The organism is Cytobacillus sp. FSL W7-1323, from assembly GCF_038595015.1.
Classification (GTDB): Bacteria; Bacillota; Bacilli; order Bacillales; family Cytobacillaceae; genus Cytobacillus; species Cytobacillus kochii.
In genome coordinates, this window is record NZ_CP151998.1 from 1,466,077 (window position 1) to 1,482,835 (window position 16,759).

The following is a 16,759-nucleotide window of genomic DNA, read 5'->3' on the forward strand; positions in this document are numbered from 1 at the left end:
TCACTTCCTTTCAGCTAATGCCCGTTGGGATAATAGGTAATCTCCATACTTAAATGGAGAAGTGTAAAGGACATCTGCTAATTGTGGATTTGTTTGTAAGACCAATTTCCTGCCAGGTTTAGAGTTAATATCAAGAATCCAGATGCCACCTTCTTGATCAATTCCGATGTCGATACCTAATTCAAATAGTGTTGAAAAGCATGATTCCATAATTGAGGGAAGAATAATTAATATTTCCTTTAATTCTTCCTGTAAAAACGACTTTTGGCTTTTTGGAATACTATCTAGCCAATGCTCATAGGAAGAGGTTGTTCCACCGGCACTTAAATTAGAAATTATGCCGTTTTCATGACCAGTTCGCATGGCTCTTGCTTGTTCTTGCCATTCACCGTTAGCATCCTTTTGCAGAAAAACGCGTAAATCAAAGGGGCGATTCTGTTCATCAACGAGTAATAAGAATGGTTGGATTAGATATTGATATCTTTTTGTCAGCCTCTCTAACCAAACCGTTGCTTTATGAATGGGAAGCGTTTGTTCAATCTGCTTAGAGCCTTTGTCTGTTTTGATAATCATTGAGTCACCTTTGATTGAGATAACATAAATACCTATACCTTGTGACCCATTTACTGGTTTTAATACGAGTGGTGACTGCTTTTTTAACTGTTTAATGAAAGATTTCGCTGAAGTGAAAGGATCTGATTGCAGTAAATAAGGAGCGAGTCTAGAATGTTTTAGGGCATCATATATTTCGAGCTTATTTGGAAGTCCTTGACCTAAGAATTGGGTCTTACCACTCTTTTTTAACCAATTTGTTATGACTTTGCATTTTTTTGAATGATCATCTTCTTGATAAAAACAACGGTCATATAACAGTTCAGGTAATGGAAAAACCGTAGACTCCCATTGTTCGGTTACTTCATTAAATAGCTCTCCATTTACTTCATTATTGTGTGGTAGGATGTTTTTCGGAATAAAACGAAAGCATTGATAGCCGTGATGTTTAGCTTGTGAAGCAATAGCTGTTATATAGGTCCTTTCACTTGTTTCGTAAAGTGTCATAATACCAAGTGTTTTCATGCTGATTTTTCCTCCTTATTGTTATGTTGAAAAAGCTAAAAAAGTACAATACTCTACAAGTGCTCTTGCAGAAGGTCTGATCTGATTGAATTCACCATCAATTTGCTTAGATGGTTTAGAGTTTGCTTCAATCATCCACAAATGCCCCTCATAATCAACGCCCATATCAATGCCAAGTTCACCATATAGGCCAAATGTTTTTTGATCAATCATCGTGCATAGCTCTATTGAAATTTCTTTCATTAATGCTAATATTTGTATTGCGGTGGTTTTATCAAATAGTGTAGTTAGCAGTGCTAGTGGTTTTCTCATTTCCCCTCCTTGGGCAAGATTAGATACAAATTGTTCTGCATTAGAGATTCGGGCTACAGCAGAGGTAACTTTCCAAATGTTTTGCCTATTTTTATGACAAAGAATGCGAAAGTCAATCGGTCTATTGTTGAGTTGAATGAGCGGTATGCCTTCTTGGATAATATAGTTACTTGTTCTATGCTCTTTCTCGAATTGCGATATGAAGCTATCAAGATGATGGAATGGGTGGCTTGTTTTTGCCTTTTTCCCTGATGAGTAACCAACGGCGTACATATCTTTATTTTTACGTATGTGAATAATTTGTTTCCCTTGACTTCCATTTACGGGCTTTATGAAGATAGATGGATACTTTTCTATAAAATAAAGTAACTTTTCTTTTGAATAATCTTCTGTTTCTGGTAAATAGGTACGTAAATGAGTTTCGTCGAATAAGAAATCATATACATCTTTCTTTGATAAAAATTGTTCATTAAAAAAAGGGATGGCATTTTTATATAGCAAATTTTTAAGGTTTGCAAAGCTAGGTGAGCTTTCAATCTTTCTAGAGTGAACGCGGTTATAAATAACATCAGGAAGTGGCAGTAGTTGTTTCTTCCATTCACCCTCGATATTTATATAACCATGGACTTCAGTTTCTTTAATATCTTTGGGATGACAAACATAAGCAATTCCTCCTAAAAGCTCAACAGTTTGATTGATTTCATGGCAAAATTGATGGATGGTGCGAAAATGTGGAGGAGATTGATCTCCCATTTCAAAAAAGTCAGTCATGATAGCAATAATTGGCCCGAGTGACAATACCTTGCTTTGAACAATATAATTAACAAGCATGAGGTGCCCTTCAAATGGTATATTGAAATAATCGAATACAGATTGACTAATGAACAGTTCCTTTTCATCTACTTGACGATAAATGAGGCGAATGGTTAATTGTTTTTGCCCTAATGATAAACGGATATGTTCCTCATTAGAAATTAGTAAATGTTCTGCTAATGCTGGGTTGAGCTCTAGAACCATCTTATTTTCATACGGAAGTACTCTCATTTTAATGTTTGTATATCGTGTCATCATTAATCCCCATTTGCCCGCAAGAAGCGAGTAATTATATAATAAAATCTAGGCGAATGCTGATACGCTATCTTATGAATGGCAAGATAAATTGGTGCGATTGCACAAAGAATTTGGTGAAAGAAGAAAGGTAGAGAGCGGAATGAAAGAAATTTTTACGACCCTACTAATGATGGTTGCTACTGGTGCCATCATTGGAGGAGTTACAAATTATTTAGCTATTAAAATGATATTTAAGCCTTATAGAGCGATTTATATTGGGAAATGGCGTCTTCCTTTTACACCAGGGTTGATTCCTAAACGTAGAGGTGAGATGGCCGAACAAATGGGTAAGCTTGTCATAAATCATTTGTTAACACCAGAAGGGATACAAAAGAAACTACAAAATGAGCGTTTTCAAACAATGCTGACACAATTTGCCGTGGTAGAAGTAGAAAAGAAATTGAAAACAGAAAAAACGTTAGAGCATCTGTTGGAACAAATAGATATAAATGAACCTGCAAAAATGGCTGAGGATAAGATTGGTGCGTTTTTAGAGGTGAAATATGAGAATTGGATGCGTACAAATCAAGATGTAGCAATGAAAGAAATCTTGCCACAAAAACTTGTAGGTAAAGTGGAGGAACAGTTGCCTCAACTAAGCAATTGGATTGTGCAATCAGCAAAGAATTATTTCGCAAGTGAAGAAGGAAAAGAAAGTATTCAAAGGATGGCCGATGATTTTGTCCAAAAACGAAGTGGCATGATTAAAAGTATGCTACAAATGTTTTTAGGCAATGTGAAATTAGGGGAAAAACTACAACCTGAAATCGTAAAATTCTTAAATCATCCTGGAACAGATGAGCTTTTAACATCACTCCTTAGAAAAGAATGGCGAAAATTATTAGATAAAAATATTGCTGAGTTTGAAGATAAAATAGGAAGAGATAACCTCCTTCCATTCATAAAGCAGACTGTGTTTCGATTTGTTCAAGTTCATGAAATATTTCAAATGCCAATTAGTCAACTAACAGCAACAATAAGACCTTATATTATTACTGAACTTATCCCGAAAGCAACAGTAGGAATAAGTAAGTTATTAGCTGATAGAATATCTGTTTTAATGGAAAAAATGAAGCTTAATGAAATTGTAAAAGAACAGGTAGACTCATTTTCTGTTGAAAGGTTAGAGCAAATGGTGTTCTCGATTATTAATAAGGAATTAAGAATGATTACATTTCTTGGAGCCTTACTGGGTGGTCTAGTAGGTGTGTTTCAAGGTATTACTGCCATATGGATATTATAAATCCTTATATTTTATAGGTTTTTCCTCGATTTTACTTCCATTGTCTGTTATAGTGGTGGAAGTCTATGAAAAGGAAGTGTTCAATTTGGCAAATAATTTACAAGACGCAGCAATCGAATTAGAAAAAGCAATCCGTGAAAGCAATGAATATCAAAGCTTAAAGGATTCTTATGATAAGGTGAATGCAGATCCATCAGCTAAATCGATGTTTGATAACTTTAGAAATATTCAAATTCAGTTACAACAGAAGCAAATGTCTGGTCAAGAAATTACACAAGAAGAAGTGGATCAAGCGCAAAAAACAGTTGCCCTTGTACAACAACACGAACTGATTTCTAAACTTATGGCCGATGAACAAAAAATGAGTGAAGTTATCACAGACTTAAATAAAACAATCATGAAGCCTCTCGAAGATTTATACGGTGCAGCCGAGTAATTCATGAGTAATAGACTTGGTTCTATTTCATAAAAGCACAACCTTGCTTTCAATAGCAAAGTTGTGCTTTTTTTCGTGCAGGTGTAAAAACCTCATGCCTTCTTAAGGATGTGACGGCTTATATACAAATACAAATGTCGCGGAATTTTGATAAAAAAAGATTAAGGAACGGCAGGAAACGTAACTATGTTTAAAACGCAAAGAGAACAGACTTCTTTATCTCTATTCTTCCTGTTCTATTTTCTGTTGCGGGTACATAAAAGTGTCATAAGGACAATTTTCATCCAGAATAGGGGGCAAAAAGATGATTTATCGTCTCTTAGCTATAAATATTGATGGTACCCTTCTTCAAAGTAATGGAAGGCTGCATAAATCAACAAAGGAAGCAATCGAATACGTCCAGCAAAAGGGAATTTATGTGACGTTAGTAACAGCAAGAAGTTTTCCATCGGCTAAGAAAGTGGCTAAAGCATTAAAATTAAATTCCATCCTTGTAACATCAGCTGGAGCTTATACAGCGGATAAATTGGAACAACCAATTGAAGTAAAACGCATCAAAAAAGAAGTAACCTTTGATATTGTACGCTTATTAGAAGGATTCCCTTGTCAAATAAGACTTGTGCATGAAAAGTTTTCACTAGCAAATAAGACAAAAACAAATAATAATATCCTCGCTAAAACGGTGTTCTCAACAGGTGATCCTGTTTTTTATTCCCACCAGTTTGTTGAGTCTCTGAGTGAAAATTTGCTAGAAGATCCAGTTAAACCACCAAAAATTGAAATTTACTTTGAAAATACCAATGATCTTATACATGCCAAAAAAGCATTAGATGTCATGTATGATGAGGAAATTGCTATTACCCAACTAAATGACTCTCGTTTAGATATTGTCCCTTATGGTGTATCCAAATGGAATGGTTTACTGAGATTAAGTAAGGAACTTGGTATTGCACCGCAAGAAATTGTAGCCATTGGAGATGGCTATGATGATTTGCAGATGATTGAAGGTGCGGGTTTAGGTGTAGCGATGGGGAATGCCCCTCATGTCTTAAAAAAGCAAGCTGATTGGGTAACAAGAACAAATGATGAACATGGTGTAACATATATGGTAAAAGAGCATTTCCGCAAACAACATCCTATCCAATTTTTAAGGAAAATGAATCTCTTGAAGTAAGGTAGAAGCTCTGAAGGTGGTAGAACGGTTACTACCTTCAAAGCTTCTTATTCGTATTCCTTAATTTAAGGGGGGGGCTTTTAGCAGCATATGCCAAATATAGCTAACAAACTGATATACTAAAATACAAACGACCTGTGAATGGAGATTGACCCGTAAGGTCTTTTTTTTGTAAACTTAAAGAAGTTTGATCAAGAGAAAGTATAAAGGTGATTAACAATGAATATATCTATTTTAGGTTTGAATGATAACCGTTATATAAGACCATTGCAGTTAATTGGTAATTTATTTTTTGAAGAATGCTCTGTAAAACTTGATAAACATGAGGGTGCAGATGTAGTTATATCTTTCCACTATGAAGTAAGTGAAGAGATTAACATGAGTGTTCAGCTTACTACAAGCGAGGAAGAAGTCTATACCGCTAACTATAGAAAGAATCTTAAGGCGTTTGAGACAGAAAAGGAATTCTTTAATCAATTAAAGTATGCAGCTTCCCATGTGTATTTAACTGTTTTACAAGATTGGACAGGTATTGTGCAGAAATGGGGCATATTAACAGGGATAAGGCCAACAAAGCTTTATCATCGTCATATGATGTCTGGAAGTAGTAAGGAAGATGCTCATCAAGCTTTGAAAAAAGATTATTTGATTTCAGATGAAAAAATTAATCTAATGGAAAAAATCGTTGCACGACAATTAACGGCGATTCCTGACCTTTATGATTTAAAAAAAGAAGTCAGTATCTATATCGGCATTCCCTTTTGCCCAACAAAATGTGCTTATTGTACATTTCCTGCTTATGCAATTGGTGGTAAACAAGGTAGAGTCGATTCCTTCTTAGCTGGGCTGCATTATGAAATCAGACATATGGGAGAATGGTTAAAGGAAAATGACATCAAAGTAACAACCGTATATTATGGTGGAGGTACGCCAACAAGTATTACAGCAGAGGAAATGGACCTTCTATATGAAGAAATGTATGAGTCGTTTCCAGATGTGAGTCACATTCGGGAAATAACGGTCGAGGCAGGTAGACCGGATACGATTACTGCAGATAAGTTAAATGTATTAAAAAAATGGAATATTGATCGTATCAGTATCAATCCACAATCATATACGCAGGAAACGTTAAAAGCGATTGGGAGGCATCATACGGTTGAGGAAACAATCGATAAGTTCCACCTGGCGAGAAGTATGGGTATGAACAATATTAATATGGATTTAATCATTGGCTTACCAAATGAAGGCACAACAGAGTTTGCACACTCATTAAATGAAACAAAGCAATTACTACCCGAGTCACTGACTGTTCATACATTATCTTTTAAAAGAGCTTCTGAAATGACAAAGAACCGGCAGAAATATAAGGTTGCAGATCGTGAAGAAGCAGAAAGAATGATGAATATGGCAGAAGAGTGGACGGCTGATCATCATTATGAGCCCTACTATTTATATCGTCAAAAAAATATTTTAGGAAATTTAGAAAACGTTGGCTATGCGTTACCGAAACAAGAAAGTCTTTACAATATTATGATTATGGAAGAAATGCAAACGATTATCGGAATTGGCTGCGGGGCAGCAAGTAAGTTTATCCATCCTGAAACAGGTAAAATTACTCATTTTGCAAATCCGAAAGACCCTAAATCCTACAATGAAAGTTTTGTTGAATACACGGATAAAAAAATAGCTATGTTAAATGAGCTCTTTAATATTGAGGCAAAGTCTATATAAGCTTAATGTGAGCTGTACCTTGGTTAAAGGTGCAGCTTTTTTGTTTGTGAAAATAGACTAGATTTAATTATGGCAACTTTAATAGAGGATTTTATTAAAAAAACAAGAATGTAATAGGTACAAAAGCGCATAAACATCTATGATAATGTAAACGGTTACTAAAAGGGAGGCGATTGGTGATGAATCATTCTTCTTTGACGATGGCACAGATGATAAAAAGAGCAGAAACGTTTTTCGCAAAAAAAGAGGTTGTATCTAGAACAGCAGGTGGTATTCAAACATTTACGTATAAGGAAATGGCAGAACGAACACGAAGACTTGCTTCAAGTTTACAAAGGCTTGGTATTAAAAGAGGGGAGAAGGTAGGGACATTTGCCTGGAACCATCACCGCCATCTGGAAGCATATTTTGCGATTCCTTGTAGTGGAGCGGTGTTGCATACAATTAATATTAGACTCTCATCTCAGCATATCACCTATATTATTAATCACGCAGAAGATAAAATTCTCCTCATAGATGAAGAGTTAGTTCCATTAATTGAACAATGTAGAGACGAACTTTCCAATGTAAAAGCATTTATCATTATGAGTGACCATAAGGAACCTCCAACTACAACTTTATCTCCAGCATATAATTATGAAAGTCTACTAGAAGAGGCAGATCCCAATTATCAATATCCTGATGATCTAGATGAAAATGACCCGGCAGGGATGTGTTATACATCGGCGACCACCGGAAATCCTAAAGGCGTCATTTACTCTCACCGGGCAATTGTGCTCCATAGCTTAGCATTAGGTTTAGCGGATAGTGTTGGTGTAAGTGAAAAAGATATTGCCCTACCTATCGTCCCGATGTTTCATGTCAATGCATGGGGCTTACCTTTTGCAGGGGTGTGGTTTGGCACAAAATTGATCATGCCTGGGCCTGCATTTACGCCTAAATTAATTGCCGAACTAATAGAAGAATATAAGATTACTATTACTGCAGGTGTACCAACTATTTGGCTTGGATTATTGAAGGAATTGCAAGCGAAAAAATATGATTTAAGTTCTTTAAGAAGCATTCTGTGTGGCGGATCTGCTGCACCAAAAGGCATGATTAGAGTGTTCGAAGAAAAGTATAAGATACCGTTTCTTCATGCTTATGGAATGACAGAAACAAGTCCACTCGCAACTGTCTCCAATCTAAAAAGCTATCAAGAAAATATAGATTTTGAAGAGAAACTGGAGTTAAGAAGCAAGCAAGGATTATTGGTTCCGGGATTAGAAATGAAAGTGATTGACGAAAAAGGGATTGAAGTGGAGTGGGACGGAAAGCAGATGGGCGAGCTCTGCTTAAGAGGTCCGTGGATTGTAACCGAATATTATAATGATGAGCGGACTGCCTCGAGTTTTAAAGATGGCTGGCTTCATACGGGTGATGTTGTCACCATTGATGAAGAAGGACTTTTGAAAATTGTTGATCGCACGAAGGATTTAATAAAAAGTGGTGGAGAGTGGATTTCTTCTGTTGACATAGAAAATGCGCTCATGGCTAATGAAGCCATTTTTGAAGCTGCTGTTATTGGTATTCCGAGTGAAAAGTGGCAAGAGCGTCCATTAGCCTATGTTGTATTACATGAACAATACAAAGGGAAAGTGACTGCTGAAGAAGTGCTTCAGTCATTAAGCGCTCAATTTGCAAAATGGTGGATTCCTGATGATGTCATTTTTATTGATGAAATTCCCAAAACATCTGTAGGGAAATTTTTAAAACGTGATTTACGAGAGAAATATCAAATGGATAAAATTAATCAGTAATTATTTTCAATATGAACAGTCATTCATTTTCTAGTAAAAAAATTCAATTATATTTGGAAAATAAAAAATATTTTATTTATAATAGAGGTATCCAAACTTAAGGAGGAAAATGAATGGCGCTTGATTTTGATACAAAGACCGTTAATTATTCGATTGAGGGAAGAGTAGCGCATGTAGAAATGAACCGGCCAGAGTCATTAAATGCACTAAATGTGGAAATGATTCATGAGCTTGCTGCTGTAATGAAAGAGCTAAGTAATTTAGAAGAAATAGATATCGTTGTTCTGAAAGGGGCGGGTAGAGCATTTTCTTCAGGCGGAGACATTAAAACGATGCTGATGGATGCGAATGAAAACGATTTCCCCGTTGTGATGGATGCGATTAATGAGTTAGTTGTTACATTGTATAGTATGCCTAAAATCACCATTAGCGCAATAAAAGGTGCAGCTGCAGGGCTCGGATTAAGTTTAGCTTTAGCTACCGATTTCATTTATGCTCATAAGGATAGTAAATTAGCGATGAACTTTATTGGTATAGGGTTAATCCCGGACGGTGGTTCCCACTTTTTCCTTGAAAGTAAGTTAGGGCCCGACCAAGCAAAGCACCTCATATGGGAAGGGAAACCGATGACAGCTGAAGAAGCATGGGAGAGAGGACTTGTTCATGAAGTCGTAGGTGATGATCTTGACGAAGCAGTAAATAAAAAAGTGTACCATCTGAGTCATCTTCCAATCCTTGCGATGATTAAAACAAAAAAAATACTGACAGATAAGAATCGCCCATTATTGTTAAAATTATTAGAGCTCGAAAAAAGTGGTCAAGCACAAATGAGGAAAACATCTGATCATAAAGAAGGCATAAACGCTTTTATTGAAAAAAGGCAGCCTCGATTCACAGGGAAATAACAGGAATGAAAGACACGCATGTTTTATCAGAAACATGCGTGTCTTTATTTGATACGTGGTGTATAGTATAACCTGAGGTCTATCGGTGAAATAATATAAGCTTTCCTGCTGGAGATGAGCAACGATGTGTTTTCTCTTCTAATCCTTTTTCTTTCAGGAGGTTTTCTCCGGTCACCTTGGCTTCTTGATCATTTGCTGATTCGAATGATTCATCAAGAATTTTTTCACCAGTTGGTTCGAATGCCGTTAATTTATAAGTTTTCATCATAAAGACTCCTTGTAATGTAGTTGAATATTCCGATATTTAATTATATTTTGGCATAATTCCATCAATCTTGCAAAAAGAAACATACTTATTTAATGAATCTTTTTTAGTTTTATATCGTAAATAAATGAAAGGGAGGGACAGAATTTATATGTCTTTAAAATTAGAAAATGTTACGAAGAAGTTTGGTCAATTTACCGCAGTAGATGATATATCTATAGAAATACCTGAAAAGGAAATGTTTGGTTTTTTAGGAGCGAATGGTGCTGGAAAGACGACTACTTTTCGAATGATTTTAGGGTTAATTGATGCAACCAAAGGAAACATCACTTGGCAAGGTAAACCCATTAATTATTCAGTGAGTGGTCAGATTGGTTATTTACCTGAAGAGCGTGGGTTATATCCAAAATTACAAGTGAGAGAACAACTTGTTTACTTAGCACGGCTAAGAGGGATGGATAAACAATCTGCCTTGAAGGAGTTAGACAACTGGCTTGATCGCTTTAAAGTACCTGATTACAAAACAAAAAAAGTAGAGGAGTTATCAAAAGGGAATCAACAAAAGATACAATTTATATCTAGTATTTTACATAAACCTAAGCTATTGATTCTTGATGAGCCATTTAGTGGGCTAGATCCAGTAAATGTAGAGCTGCTAAAAGACGCAGTTGTAGACTTGAAAAATAGTGGTACATCAATCGTGTTTTCTTCCCACCGTATGGAACATGTTGAGGAGTTATGTGAGCATCTTTGTATCATGCAAAAAGGTAGGCCAGTCGTACATGGTGAATTGAAGGAAATTAAGCGTTCTTATGGAAAAAAAACATTAATCATTCATGGTGATTTTTCAATGGCTTTTTTACAAGACCATCCTGCGGTGAAGAAATTTAAAATGACGACAGAAGGGGTGCATCTGCAAATTGAAAATGAATTGGCAGCGGACGATATACTAAAGGATATTGTTGGCAAAGGATTTATTCGCAAATTTATGCTTGAAGAACCATCTTTAAATGACATCTTTATCGAAAAGGCAGGTGCTTCTTATGAGTAATTTTTGGACAATTCTATGGCATACGTATTGGACAAAAATAAAAACAAAGTCTTTTCTTATTACGACAATTATTACGGCACTTTTATTTGTGCTGTTAGCCAATATTACAACTATTATCGATGCTTTTTCAAATGAAGAAACACCGAAAGTGGCAGTGATAGATGAAACAAACAGTTCCATCCAAGCAATAGAACGTATAGAGGCATATACATCAGAGGAAGTCATATTAGAAAGTGTACAACAGTCAGAAGCTGAAGTGGACGAGAAGGTAATATCTGGGGAATTTACAGGTGCACTTTACTTAACTTCTAACGGTGAAAATCTCATTAGCGGTGAATATAAATCTTTGAGTATAGCTGATACTACTATCTCTAGCTTATTGCAAACAGCTTTGCAGCAAATAAAGACAGAATTAACTGCAGAGAGTATAAATTTATCACCAGAGCAATTGCAAACATTGTATGCACCTGTATCGTTTGAGACGACTGCACTTGAGGAAAATGCCAAGTCTCAAGAAGAATTAAGTCAGGCAAGAGGTCTTGTTTATGTGGTCTTATTTTTAATTTATTTTGCTGTCATCATGTATGCGAGTATGATTGCTAATGAAGTGGCAACTGAAAAGTCATCTAGAATCATGGAAATTCTTATATCAAGTACCCCACCTGTTCAGCAAATGTTTGCTAAGATACTCGGAATCGCTCTCTTGAGTGTGACACAAATGCTGATATTAGGTTCCATTGGTTTTATTGCATTGAGAGAAAGCATGTCTAAGCTTGAAGGTGGCTGGTTCGAAGCGTTTGGGTTTAGCAACTTATCTCTTGGTATATTGGTTTATGCAGCCATCTTTTTCTTATTAGGCTATTTTTTATATGCGACCCTAGCCGCCTTTCTTGGGTCTTTAGTTAGTCGGATTGAGGATGTTCAACAAATGATTATGCCAATGACGATGTTAGTAGTTGTGGGCTTTTTACTCTCAATGTATGGTCTATCTAACCCAGATACAACTTTTATTACTATTGCCTCTTATATTCCTTTTTTCACGCCAATGCTGATGTTCTTAAGAGTAGGAATGCTTTCATTGCCGGTATGGGAACCAATATTAGGCATGGCCGTTCTTATTGTGACAACAATTATTTTGGCGATATTCGGTGCACGAGTGTATCGCGGCGGTGTCTTAATGTATGGTCGCTCATCTTCGTATAAAGATATTAAAAAAGCGATTCAATTAACGAAGAAAGAAAAATAAGTATTTACATTCAAGCTTCTCATACTTGTGTATGGAGAAGCTTTTTTAGCAAAAAAGAATTGATAAATGTAGTAGTGAACATTAATCTGCCGGCTCTGCTAATGTTTATTTATCGGTTCGTAACAACTTTCCCCCTTTATTGAAGAAGAGGCAGTGAAATAAAACAAATTAATGACAAATGTAACTATTTGCTTTTTGCCTTTCTTGACATACTTACACTAACAAGGCGAAAGGGTGTGAGCGGATGATTGCCTCACTAAATGGGATTGTGAAACGTTATGATTCGAAACTAGTGTTGGACTACATTGATTTGGATATAAATGAGGGTCAAATTATTGGTTTACTCGGTCCTAATGGAGCGGGAAAATCAACATTAATTAGATGCCTAACAGGAATGGAGACAGTTAATCAAGGGAATGTTACGTTATTTGGGGATGGAAAAAAACCATTTCAGAATAAAAACAAAGAAAAAATTGGTTTAGTCACGCAGGAAATATCGATTTTTCCAGAATTAACAGCACAGGAGAATGCGAACTTTTTTGCCGGAATTTACGGGTTAAAAGGGGAAATGAGAAAAAGAAGGGTGGCAGAGGCCTTAGCGTTTGTTGGATTAGCAGAACATACAAAGGGAAGGGCACAAAATTTTTCTGGAGGAATGCAAAGGCGGCTGAATATTGCATGTTCCTTAGTTCATGATCCTAAGTTTTTAATTATGGATGAGCCGACGGTGGGGATAGATCCTCAATCGCGAAACCATATTTTGCAAGCTGTAAAGAAATTACAAAGAAACGGAACGACTATTCTATATACAACGCATTATATGGAAGAGGTTGAGGCGATTGCATCAGAGGTTGTGATATTAGATAAAGGGCAAATCATTACAAGAGGAACAGTTCAAGATTTGATTCGAAACATTCAGCATGAAGAGAGAATCAAGGTAGAAGTAAGTCATCCTGAAGAAGTCTCTTTGGAGAGTATTCAGGCACTGCCAGATGTAAAACAAGTCATTAAAGATGGGAATCAAATTTTGGTTGTGTCTTCTGCTAATTCAGGACACCTTGATCGTATTTTAACGATTATAAAAGAGGACTCTGGTGTTGTCGGCATTAATGTAGAAAAAGCAAATTTAGAGGATGTTTTCTTAACTTTGACTGGAAGAACCTTAAGGGATGGAGGTAGTGCATGATGCGTGTCCTAAGAACCATTCCTTATACAGTGATTCGAATGAGTAGAGACTATATTACGCTATTGCTGCTCTTAGTTGTTCCGATTATCCTTATTACCATTTTTTATTTCGTATTAGGAGACTTAAAAAATCAATACGGTGATCCTGCGTTCTATGATACAGCACAGTTAATGACACTCGTGTTTCAATTGTTTGGCGGTTCAATCGTGATTGCCCATATTCAAGATGATTTATTTTCTCCAAGACGGCAACGTTTAATGGTGGCGCCGATTAGCCGACCTTTTTATGCTCTCTCAATCTCATTATGTGGCATGTTATATTCCATTTTTCTGGGTTTTTTGTTATTTCTATTTACAGGAATAGGCTTAAAGGTGGAGTGGGGAAATGGATTTTGGGTAATGTACATCATTGGCTTATTGGCTGTACTATCAAGCCTTGTAAGTTTAATTCTTATTTTTGCAGTAAAGAACTTTAAATTAGCAGAACGGTTAAGTGAAGTATATGGAATTGGATGTATTGTGTTGGCAGGGTTGTTTTTTCCAATTCCTGATTATACGGTTATCACATTCATTAATGAATACCTTAATCCTCTATTGTTAGCTGCTAATGCAATTGGCTATGCACAAAGCAATTTATTTCCTGATGCTTATATTTATATGTTTCGGTTAGGAGTAGGAATTGTAATTACTTTTATTATTGTGTTTGTGCTCGGTAGGAGGAAGATTTAAATGACTGTTTTCCACTTTGTACTGAAGAGAAGTATTGCAAATAAAACAAGTTTGTTGATTCTATTTCTCTTCCCAGTTGTTGCGATCTTTCTGCCATCAGGAGAGTATTGGCCACATCTTCCATACGGATATCAATATTTTGGTATTTTTATTTTGTTTATTAGTTTGAAGCTCTCTGGATTAATTTTAGAAGATAGAATGAGAGGAATTGCTAAAAAGGTATCAATTGCCCCCATCAGTCATTTTAGTTATCTAGCACAAAATTTGCTAGCATATTTTTTCATTTTAATATTACAATGTCTGATTTTAGTTTATGGAGGCGTATTAATTGGGAAAGAACTTTACCAGCCCTTTTGGTTACTCATTTTATTTATTACATTTAGTATGGCATCGATTGCCTTTGCACTAATGTGGATTTCATTTTTTCGTAATAAAGAAATATCCATGTTAATTTTTATGTCGATTATCAGTATAATTGCTTTAATCGGTGGTGTCTTGATTCCAATCGAGTTGTTACCTGAATTATTACAAAAAATAGCGATTATTTTGCCGACTTTTTGGCTAGCTTGGGGTATAGATTGGATTGTTTTTGGTGGCGAACTGAAGGAGTTTCTGCTTGTGAATGGAATGCTTATTTTGTATATGTTTTTATTTTTAATTACAGGAAGTGCGAAAAAATTGCATTGATAGCTGAGGAGAGGTGTGCATATGAGAGTGTACGAGCGATATTTCAGATTTGTGATATTTTGGCGAATAGTACAATTACTTATCCTAGCACATCTTTGGCTCACAAGTACTGCTGGCTTTGAGGCAATTGTTTTTATCCTGCTTTTGCTCATTGTTATGAGCATACGTATAAGATTTTCTATACCAAAATGGAGTTTTCTTATTGAAATAGTCCTCTGTATCGTTTTCATTCCATATTTTCCGTTTGCCCTATACGGTTTAGCCATCGCTATTTTCGAAGCAGCAATAGTCGGAAAGTGGTGGTTGGTTTTCCCAATGACGATTTTCATGATTGCTTACTCTGCCTTTGATATGACTTTGATCTGGTATAGTTTACTCACAGTATTAGTAGGAAGCTTCACTTATCAGTCAATGAAAGAACGTAAGCAACTAGAAAAGGCTTTAGACAAGGAAAGAAAAGAAAAGCATGAGCTTGAACAGATCAAAATGGAGCTTTTAGAAGCTTATTTTGAGGTGGAAAAGGCAGCAGAACTGAAGGAGAGAAATCGGATATCAAGAGAACTGCATGACCACCTGGGGCATGATTTAACAGGTGCCCTTCTAGCTATTCAAGCATATGAACAAGTAGAAAATAAAAATCAAGCACACACCCTTCTGGAACAGGTGAAAATCAGGCTTTCGAGGAGTACAACGAGATTAAGAAATACAGTTCATAATCTCACACCAGTTACTTATATAGGTGTTGATAGGTTGCAAAGAATCGTAGTAGATTCAGAGCCATTACTCATCGATTTTCAATATAATGGAAATGTTGAAAATGTATCTTCTCAATCTTGGGTGATGTTGGAAGCGTGTCTTAAGGAAGCTATTACAAATGTAAGTAAATATAGTAATGCGACGAAAACGAAAGTTGAACTTGATATTACTGAAACACTTGTAAGGTTGAAAATCCATGATAACGGTACCAATACCCAAAAATCAGTGAACGGAAGTGGACTAAGAAGTTTACAATTAAGGGCAAGAATGTTAAAAGGAAGCTTTACAATTGATCGTCAAAATGGGTACTTGCTCGTATGTGTTTTACCTTTACAGAGAAGGGGGAAGTAGCTATGGATATATTAATTGTGGATGATGATCGTTTAATTTGTCAGAGCTTACAATTACTTCTCGATAAAGAAGAAGATATAAAAATTGTTGGTGTGGTCGAAAATGGAAGTGAAGCGATTTCTTTTTGTGAGAAAGTGCAGCTAGATGTTATTCTAATGGATATCCAAATGCCGGTGTTGAATGGAATTGAAAGTACCAAGGTTATAAAAAGAAACTGGCCACATATTAAAATAATGATGTTGACAACCTTTAAAGACGAAATGAATATTCGGCTTGCTTTAAAAGCAGGTGCTGAGGGCTACATCATAAAATCTAGTAAAATTAAAGATATGGCCAAACAGATTCGTGCAATCGGATCAAATGCGAGGGTTCTTACTCCGGAAGTACTTGATAAACTTGTGCTACAAAATAAGTCAGATGGGTTCTGGGCATTAACCGAAAGGGAGAAAGACGTAATGGAACTTGTGGTGGAAGGTTTATCGAATAAAGAAATATCGAAGCAGCTTTATTTAAGTGAAGGAACCGTACGTAATGTTCTTTCTATTGTTCTTGATAAACTGGAGCTACGCGATCGTACACAACTAGCCATTTACTATTGGCAACGGCAAAAATAGGGTGTCAACTCGAATCTTACACCGCATGTAGAGAAAAGCAGTTGATTATTATCTAAACAAAACCGGGAGATGAGTCCGGTTTTTCTTA

General features: G+C 36.0%; 16 protein-coding genes. 13 read left to right on the top strand and 3 right to left on the bottom strand.

The genetic code is table 11. The features are described from left to right. Both MKX67_RS07605 and MKX67_RS07610 read right to left on the bottom strand, forming a co-directional pair. Positions 1 to 1,077: a YheC/YheD family protein gene (locus MKX67_RS07605; protein WP_095369932.1), complete on the bottom strand. Its 1,077-nt coding sequence runs from the start codon at positions 1,075 to 1,077 to the stop codon at positions 1 to 3. A gap of 21 nt (positions 1,078 to 1,098) precedes the next feature. After that, entirely contained in the window at positions 1,099 to 2,457 is a 1,359-nt protein-coding gene (locus MKX67_RS07610; RefSeq protein ID WP_157733751.1) for a YheC/YheD family protein, read from the bottom strand. Positions 2,458 to 2,599: 142 nt separating this feature from the next. On the opposite strand from MKX67_RS07610, the gene MKX67_RS07615 reads away from it, so the two are divergent. The 6 genes from MKX67_RS07615 (at position 2,600) to MKX67_RS07640 (ending at position 9,787) form a co-directional block, all read left to right on the top strand. Further along, on the top strand, positions 2,600 to 3,742 hold the full coding sequence (locus MKX67_RS07615; RefSeq protein WP_307318328.1) for a DUF445 family protein: 1,143 nt from the start codon (positions 2,600 to 2,602) through the stop codon (positions 3,740 to 3,742). A gap of 85 nt (positions 3,743 to 3,827) precedes the next feature. Further along, entirely contained in the window at positions 3,828 to 4,178 is a 351-nt protein-coding gene (locus tag MKX67_RS07620; protein ID WP_095369928.1) for a YlbF family regulator, read from the top strand. 304 nt (positions 4,179 to 4,482) lie between these two features. Next, positions 4,483 to 5,352: a Cof-type HAD-IIB family hydrolase gene (locus tag MKX67_RS07625; protein ID WP_095369927.1), complete on the top strand. Its 870-nt coding sequence runs from the start codon at positions 4,483 to 4,485 to the stop codon at positions 5,350 to 5,352. 219 nt (positions 5,353 to 5,571) lie between these two features. Continuing rightward, on the top strand, positions 5,572 to 7,083 hold the full coding sequence (locus MKX67_RS07630; protein ID WP_095369926.1) for a coproporphyrinogen III oxidase: 1,512 nt from the start codon (positions 5,572 to 5,574) through the stop codon (positions 7,081 to 7,083). A 179-nt stretch (positions 7,084 to 7,262) separates the two neighbouring features. After that, positions 7,263 to 8,882 (top strand): long-chain fatty acid--CoA ligase, encoded by a 1,620-nt coding sequence (locus MKX67_RS07635; RefSeq protein ID WP_307318331.1) that lies wholly within the window; start codon positions 7,263 to 7,265, stop codon positions 8,880 to 8,882. 113 nt (positions 8,883 to 8,995) lie between these two features. After that, entirely contained in the window at positions 8,996 to 9,787 is a 792-nt protein-coding gene (locus tag MKX67_RS07640) for an enoyl-CoA hydratase (protein ID WP_095369925.1), read from the top strand. Positions 9,788 to 9,866: 79 nt separating this feature from the next. Here the strand turns inward: MKX67_RS07640 and MKX67_RS07645 are convergent, their stop codons facing one another. Then, the gene (locus MKX67_RS07645) at positions 9,867 to 10,052 is read right to left on the bottom strand and encodes a YhzD family protein (RefSeq protein WP_095369924.1); all 186 of its coding nucleotides are present in this window, start codon (positions 10,050 to 10,052) and stop codon (positions 9,867 to 9,869) included. Positions 10,053 to 10,203: 151 nt separating this feature from the next. Here MKX67_RS07645 and MKX67_RS07650 point away from each other — a divergent pair, with 151 nt between their 5' ends. The 7 genes from MKX67_RS07650 to MKX67_RS07680 all read left to right on the top strand — a co-directional run bounded on the left by MKX67_RS07650 (position 10,204) and on the right by MKX67_RS07680 (position 16,671). Continuing rightward, complete coding sequence (locus MKX67_RS07650; protein ID WP_307318332.1) at positions 10,204 to 11,103, top strand: ABC transporter ATP-binding protein; 900 nt, start codon at positions 10,204 to 10,206, stop codon at positions 11,101 to 11,103. Continuing rightward, the gene (locus tag MKX67_RS07655; protein WP_095369923.1) at positions 11,096 to 12,349 is read left to right on the top strand and encodes an ABC transporter permease; all 1,254 of its coding nucleotides are present in this window, start codon (positions 11,096 to 11,098) and stop codon (positions 12,347 to 12,349) included. The genes MKX67_RS07650 and MKX67_RS07655 overlap by 8 nt, the downstream gene beginning before the upstream one ends. A 244-nt stretch (positions 12,350 to 12,593) precedes the next feature. Further along, the gene (locus tag MKX67_RS07660; RefSeq protein WP_322909133.1) at positions 12,594 to 13,535 is read left to right on the top strand and encodes an ABC transporter ATP-binding protein; all 942 of its coding nucleotides are present in this window, start codon (positions 12,594 to 12,596) and stop codon (positions 13,533 to 13,535) included. After that, the gene (locus MKX67_RS07665; RefSeq protein ID WP_233435274.1) at positions 13,532 to 14,263 is read left to right on the top strand and encodes an ABC transporter permease; all 732 of its coding nucleotides are present in this window, start codon (positions 13,532 to 13,534) and stop codon (positions 14,261 to 14,263) included. Before MKX67_RS07660 ends, MKX67_RS07665 begins: the two co-directional genes overlap by 4 nt. Beyond that, positions 14,264 to 14,950: an ABC transporter permease gene (locus tag MKX67_RS07670; RefSeq protein ID WP_095369921.1), complete on the top strand. Its 687-nt coding sequence runs from the start codon at positions 14,264 to 14,266 to the stop codon at positions 14,948 to 14,950. 21 nt (positions 14,951 to 14,971) lie between these two features. Then, on the top strand, positions 14,972 to 16,057 hold the full coding sequence (locus MKX67_RS07675) for a histidine kinase (RefSeq protein ID WP_095369920.1): 1,086 nt from the start codon (positions 14,972 to 14,974) through the stop codon (positions 16,055 to 16,057). 2 nt (positions 16,058 to 16,059) lie between these two features. Further along, entirely contained in the window at positions 16,060 to 16,671 is a 612-nt protein-coding gene (locus MKX67_RS07680) for a response regulator transcription factor (protein WP_095369919.1), read from the top strand. Positions 16,672 to 16,759: the final 88 nt, after the last annotated feature.

Coding starts and splice junctions, on each gene's coding strand:
- MKX67_RS07650 (WP_307318332.1), top strand. CDS start 10,204: ATGTCTTTAAAATTAGAAAATGTTACGAAGAAGTTTGGTCAATTTACC.
- MKX67_RS07680 (WP_095369919.1), top strand. CDS start 16,060: ATGGATATATTAATTGTGGATGATGATCGTTTAATTTGTCAGAGCTTA.
- MKX67_RS07640 (WP_095369925.1), top strand. CDS start 8,996: ATGGCGCTTGATTTTGATACAAAGACCGTTAATTATTCGATTGAGGGA.
- MKX67_RS07635 (WP_307318331.1), top strand. CDS start 7,263: ATGAATCATTCTTCTTTGACGATGGCACAGATGATAAAAAGAGCAGAA.
- MKX67_RS07665 (WP_233435274.1), top strand. CDS start 13,532: ATGATGCGTGTCCTAAGAACCATTCCTTATACAGTGATTCGAATGAGT.
- MKX67_RS07630 (WP_095369926.1), top strand. CDS start 5,572: ATGAATATATCTATTTTAGGTTTGAATGATAACCGTTATATAAGACCA.
- MKX67_RS07610 (WP_157733751.1), bottom strand. CDS start 2,457: ATGACACGATATACAAACATTAAAATGAGAGTACTTCCGTATGAAAAT.
- MKX67_RS07675 (WP_095369920.1), top strand. CDS start 14,972: ATGAGAGTGTACGAGCGATATTTCAGATTTGTGATATTTTGGCGAATA.
- MKX67_RS07625 (WP_095369927.1), top strand. CDS start 4,483: ATGATTTATCGTCTCTTAGCTATAAATATTGATGGTACCCTTCTTCAA.
- MKX67_RS07615 (WP_307318328.1), top strand. CDS start 2,600: ATGAAAGAAATTTTTACGACCCTACTAATGATGGTTGCTACTGGTGCC.
- MKX67_RS07660 (WP_322909133.1), top strand. CDS start 12,594: ATGATTGCCTCACTAAATGGGATTGTGAAACGTTATGATTCGAAACTA.
- MKX67_RS07605 (WP_095369932.1), bottom strand. CDS start 1,077: ATGAAAACACTTGGTATTATGACACTTTACGAAACAAGTGAAAGGACC.
- MKX67_RS07670 (WP_095369921.1), top strand. CDS start 14,264: ATGACTGTTTTCCACTTTGTACTGAAGAGAAGTATTGCAAATAAAACA.
- MKX67_RS07645 (WP_095369924.1), bottom strand. CDS start 10,052: ATGAAAACTTATAAATTAACGGCATTCGAACCAACTGGTGAAAAAATT.
- MKX67_RS07655 (WP_095369923.1), top strand. CDS start 11,096: ATGAGTAATTTTTGGACAATTCTATGGCATACGTATTGGACAAAAATA.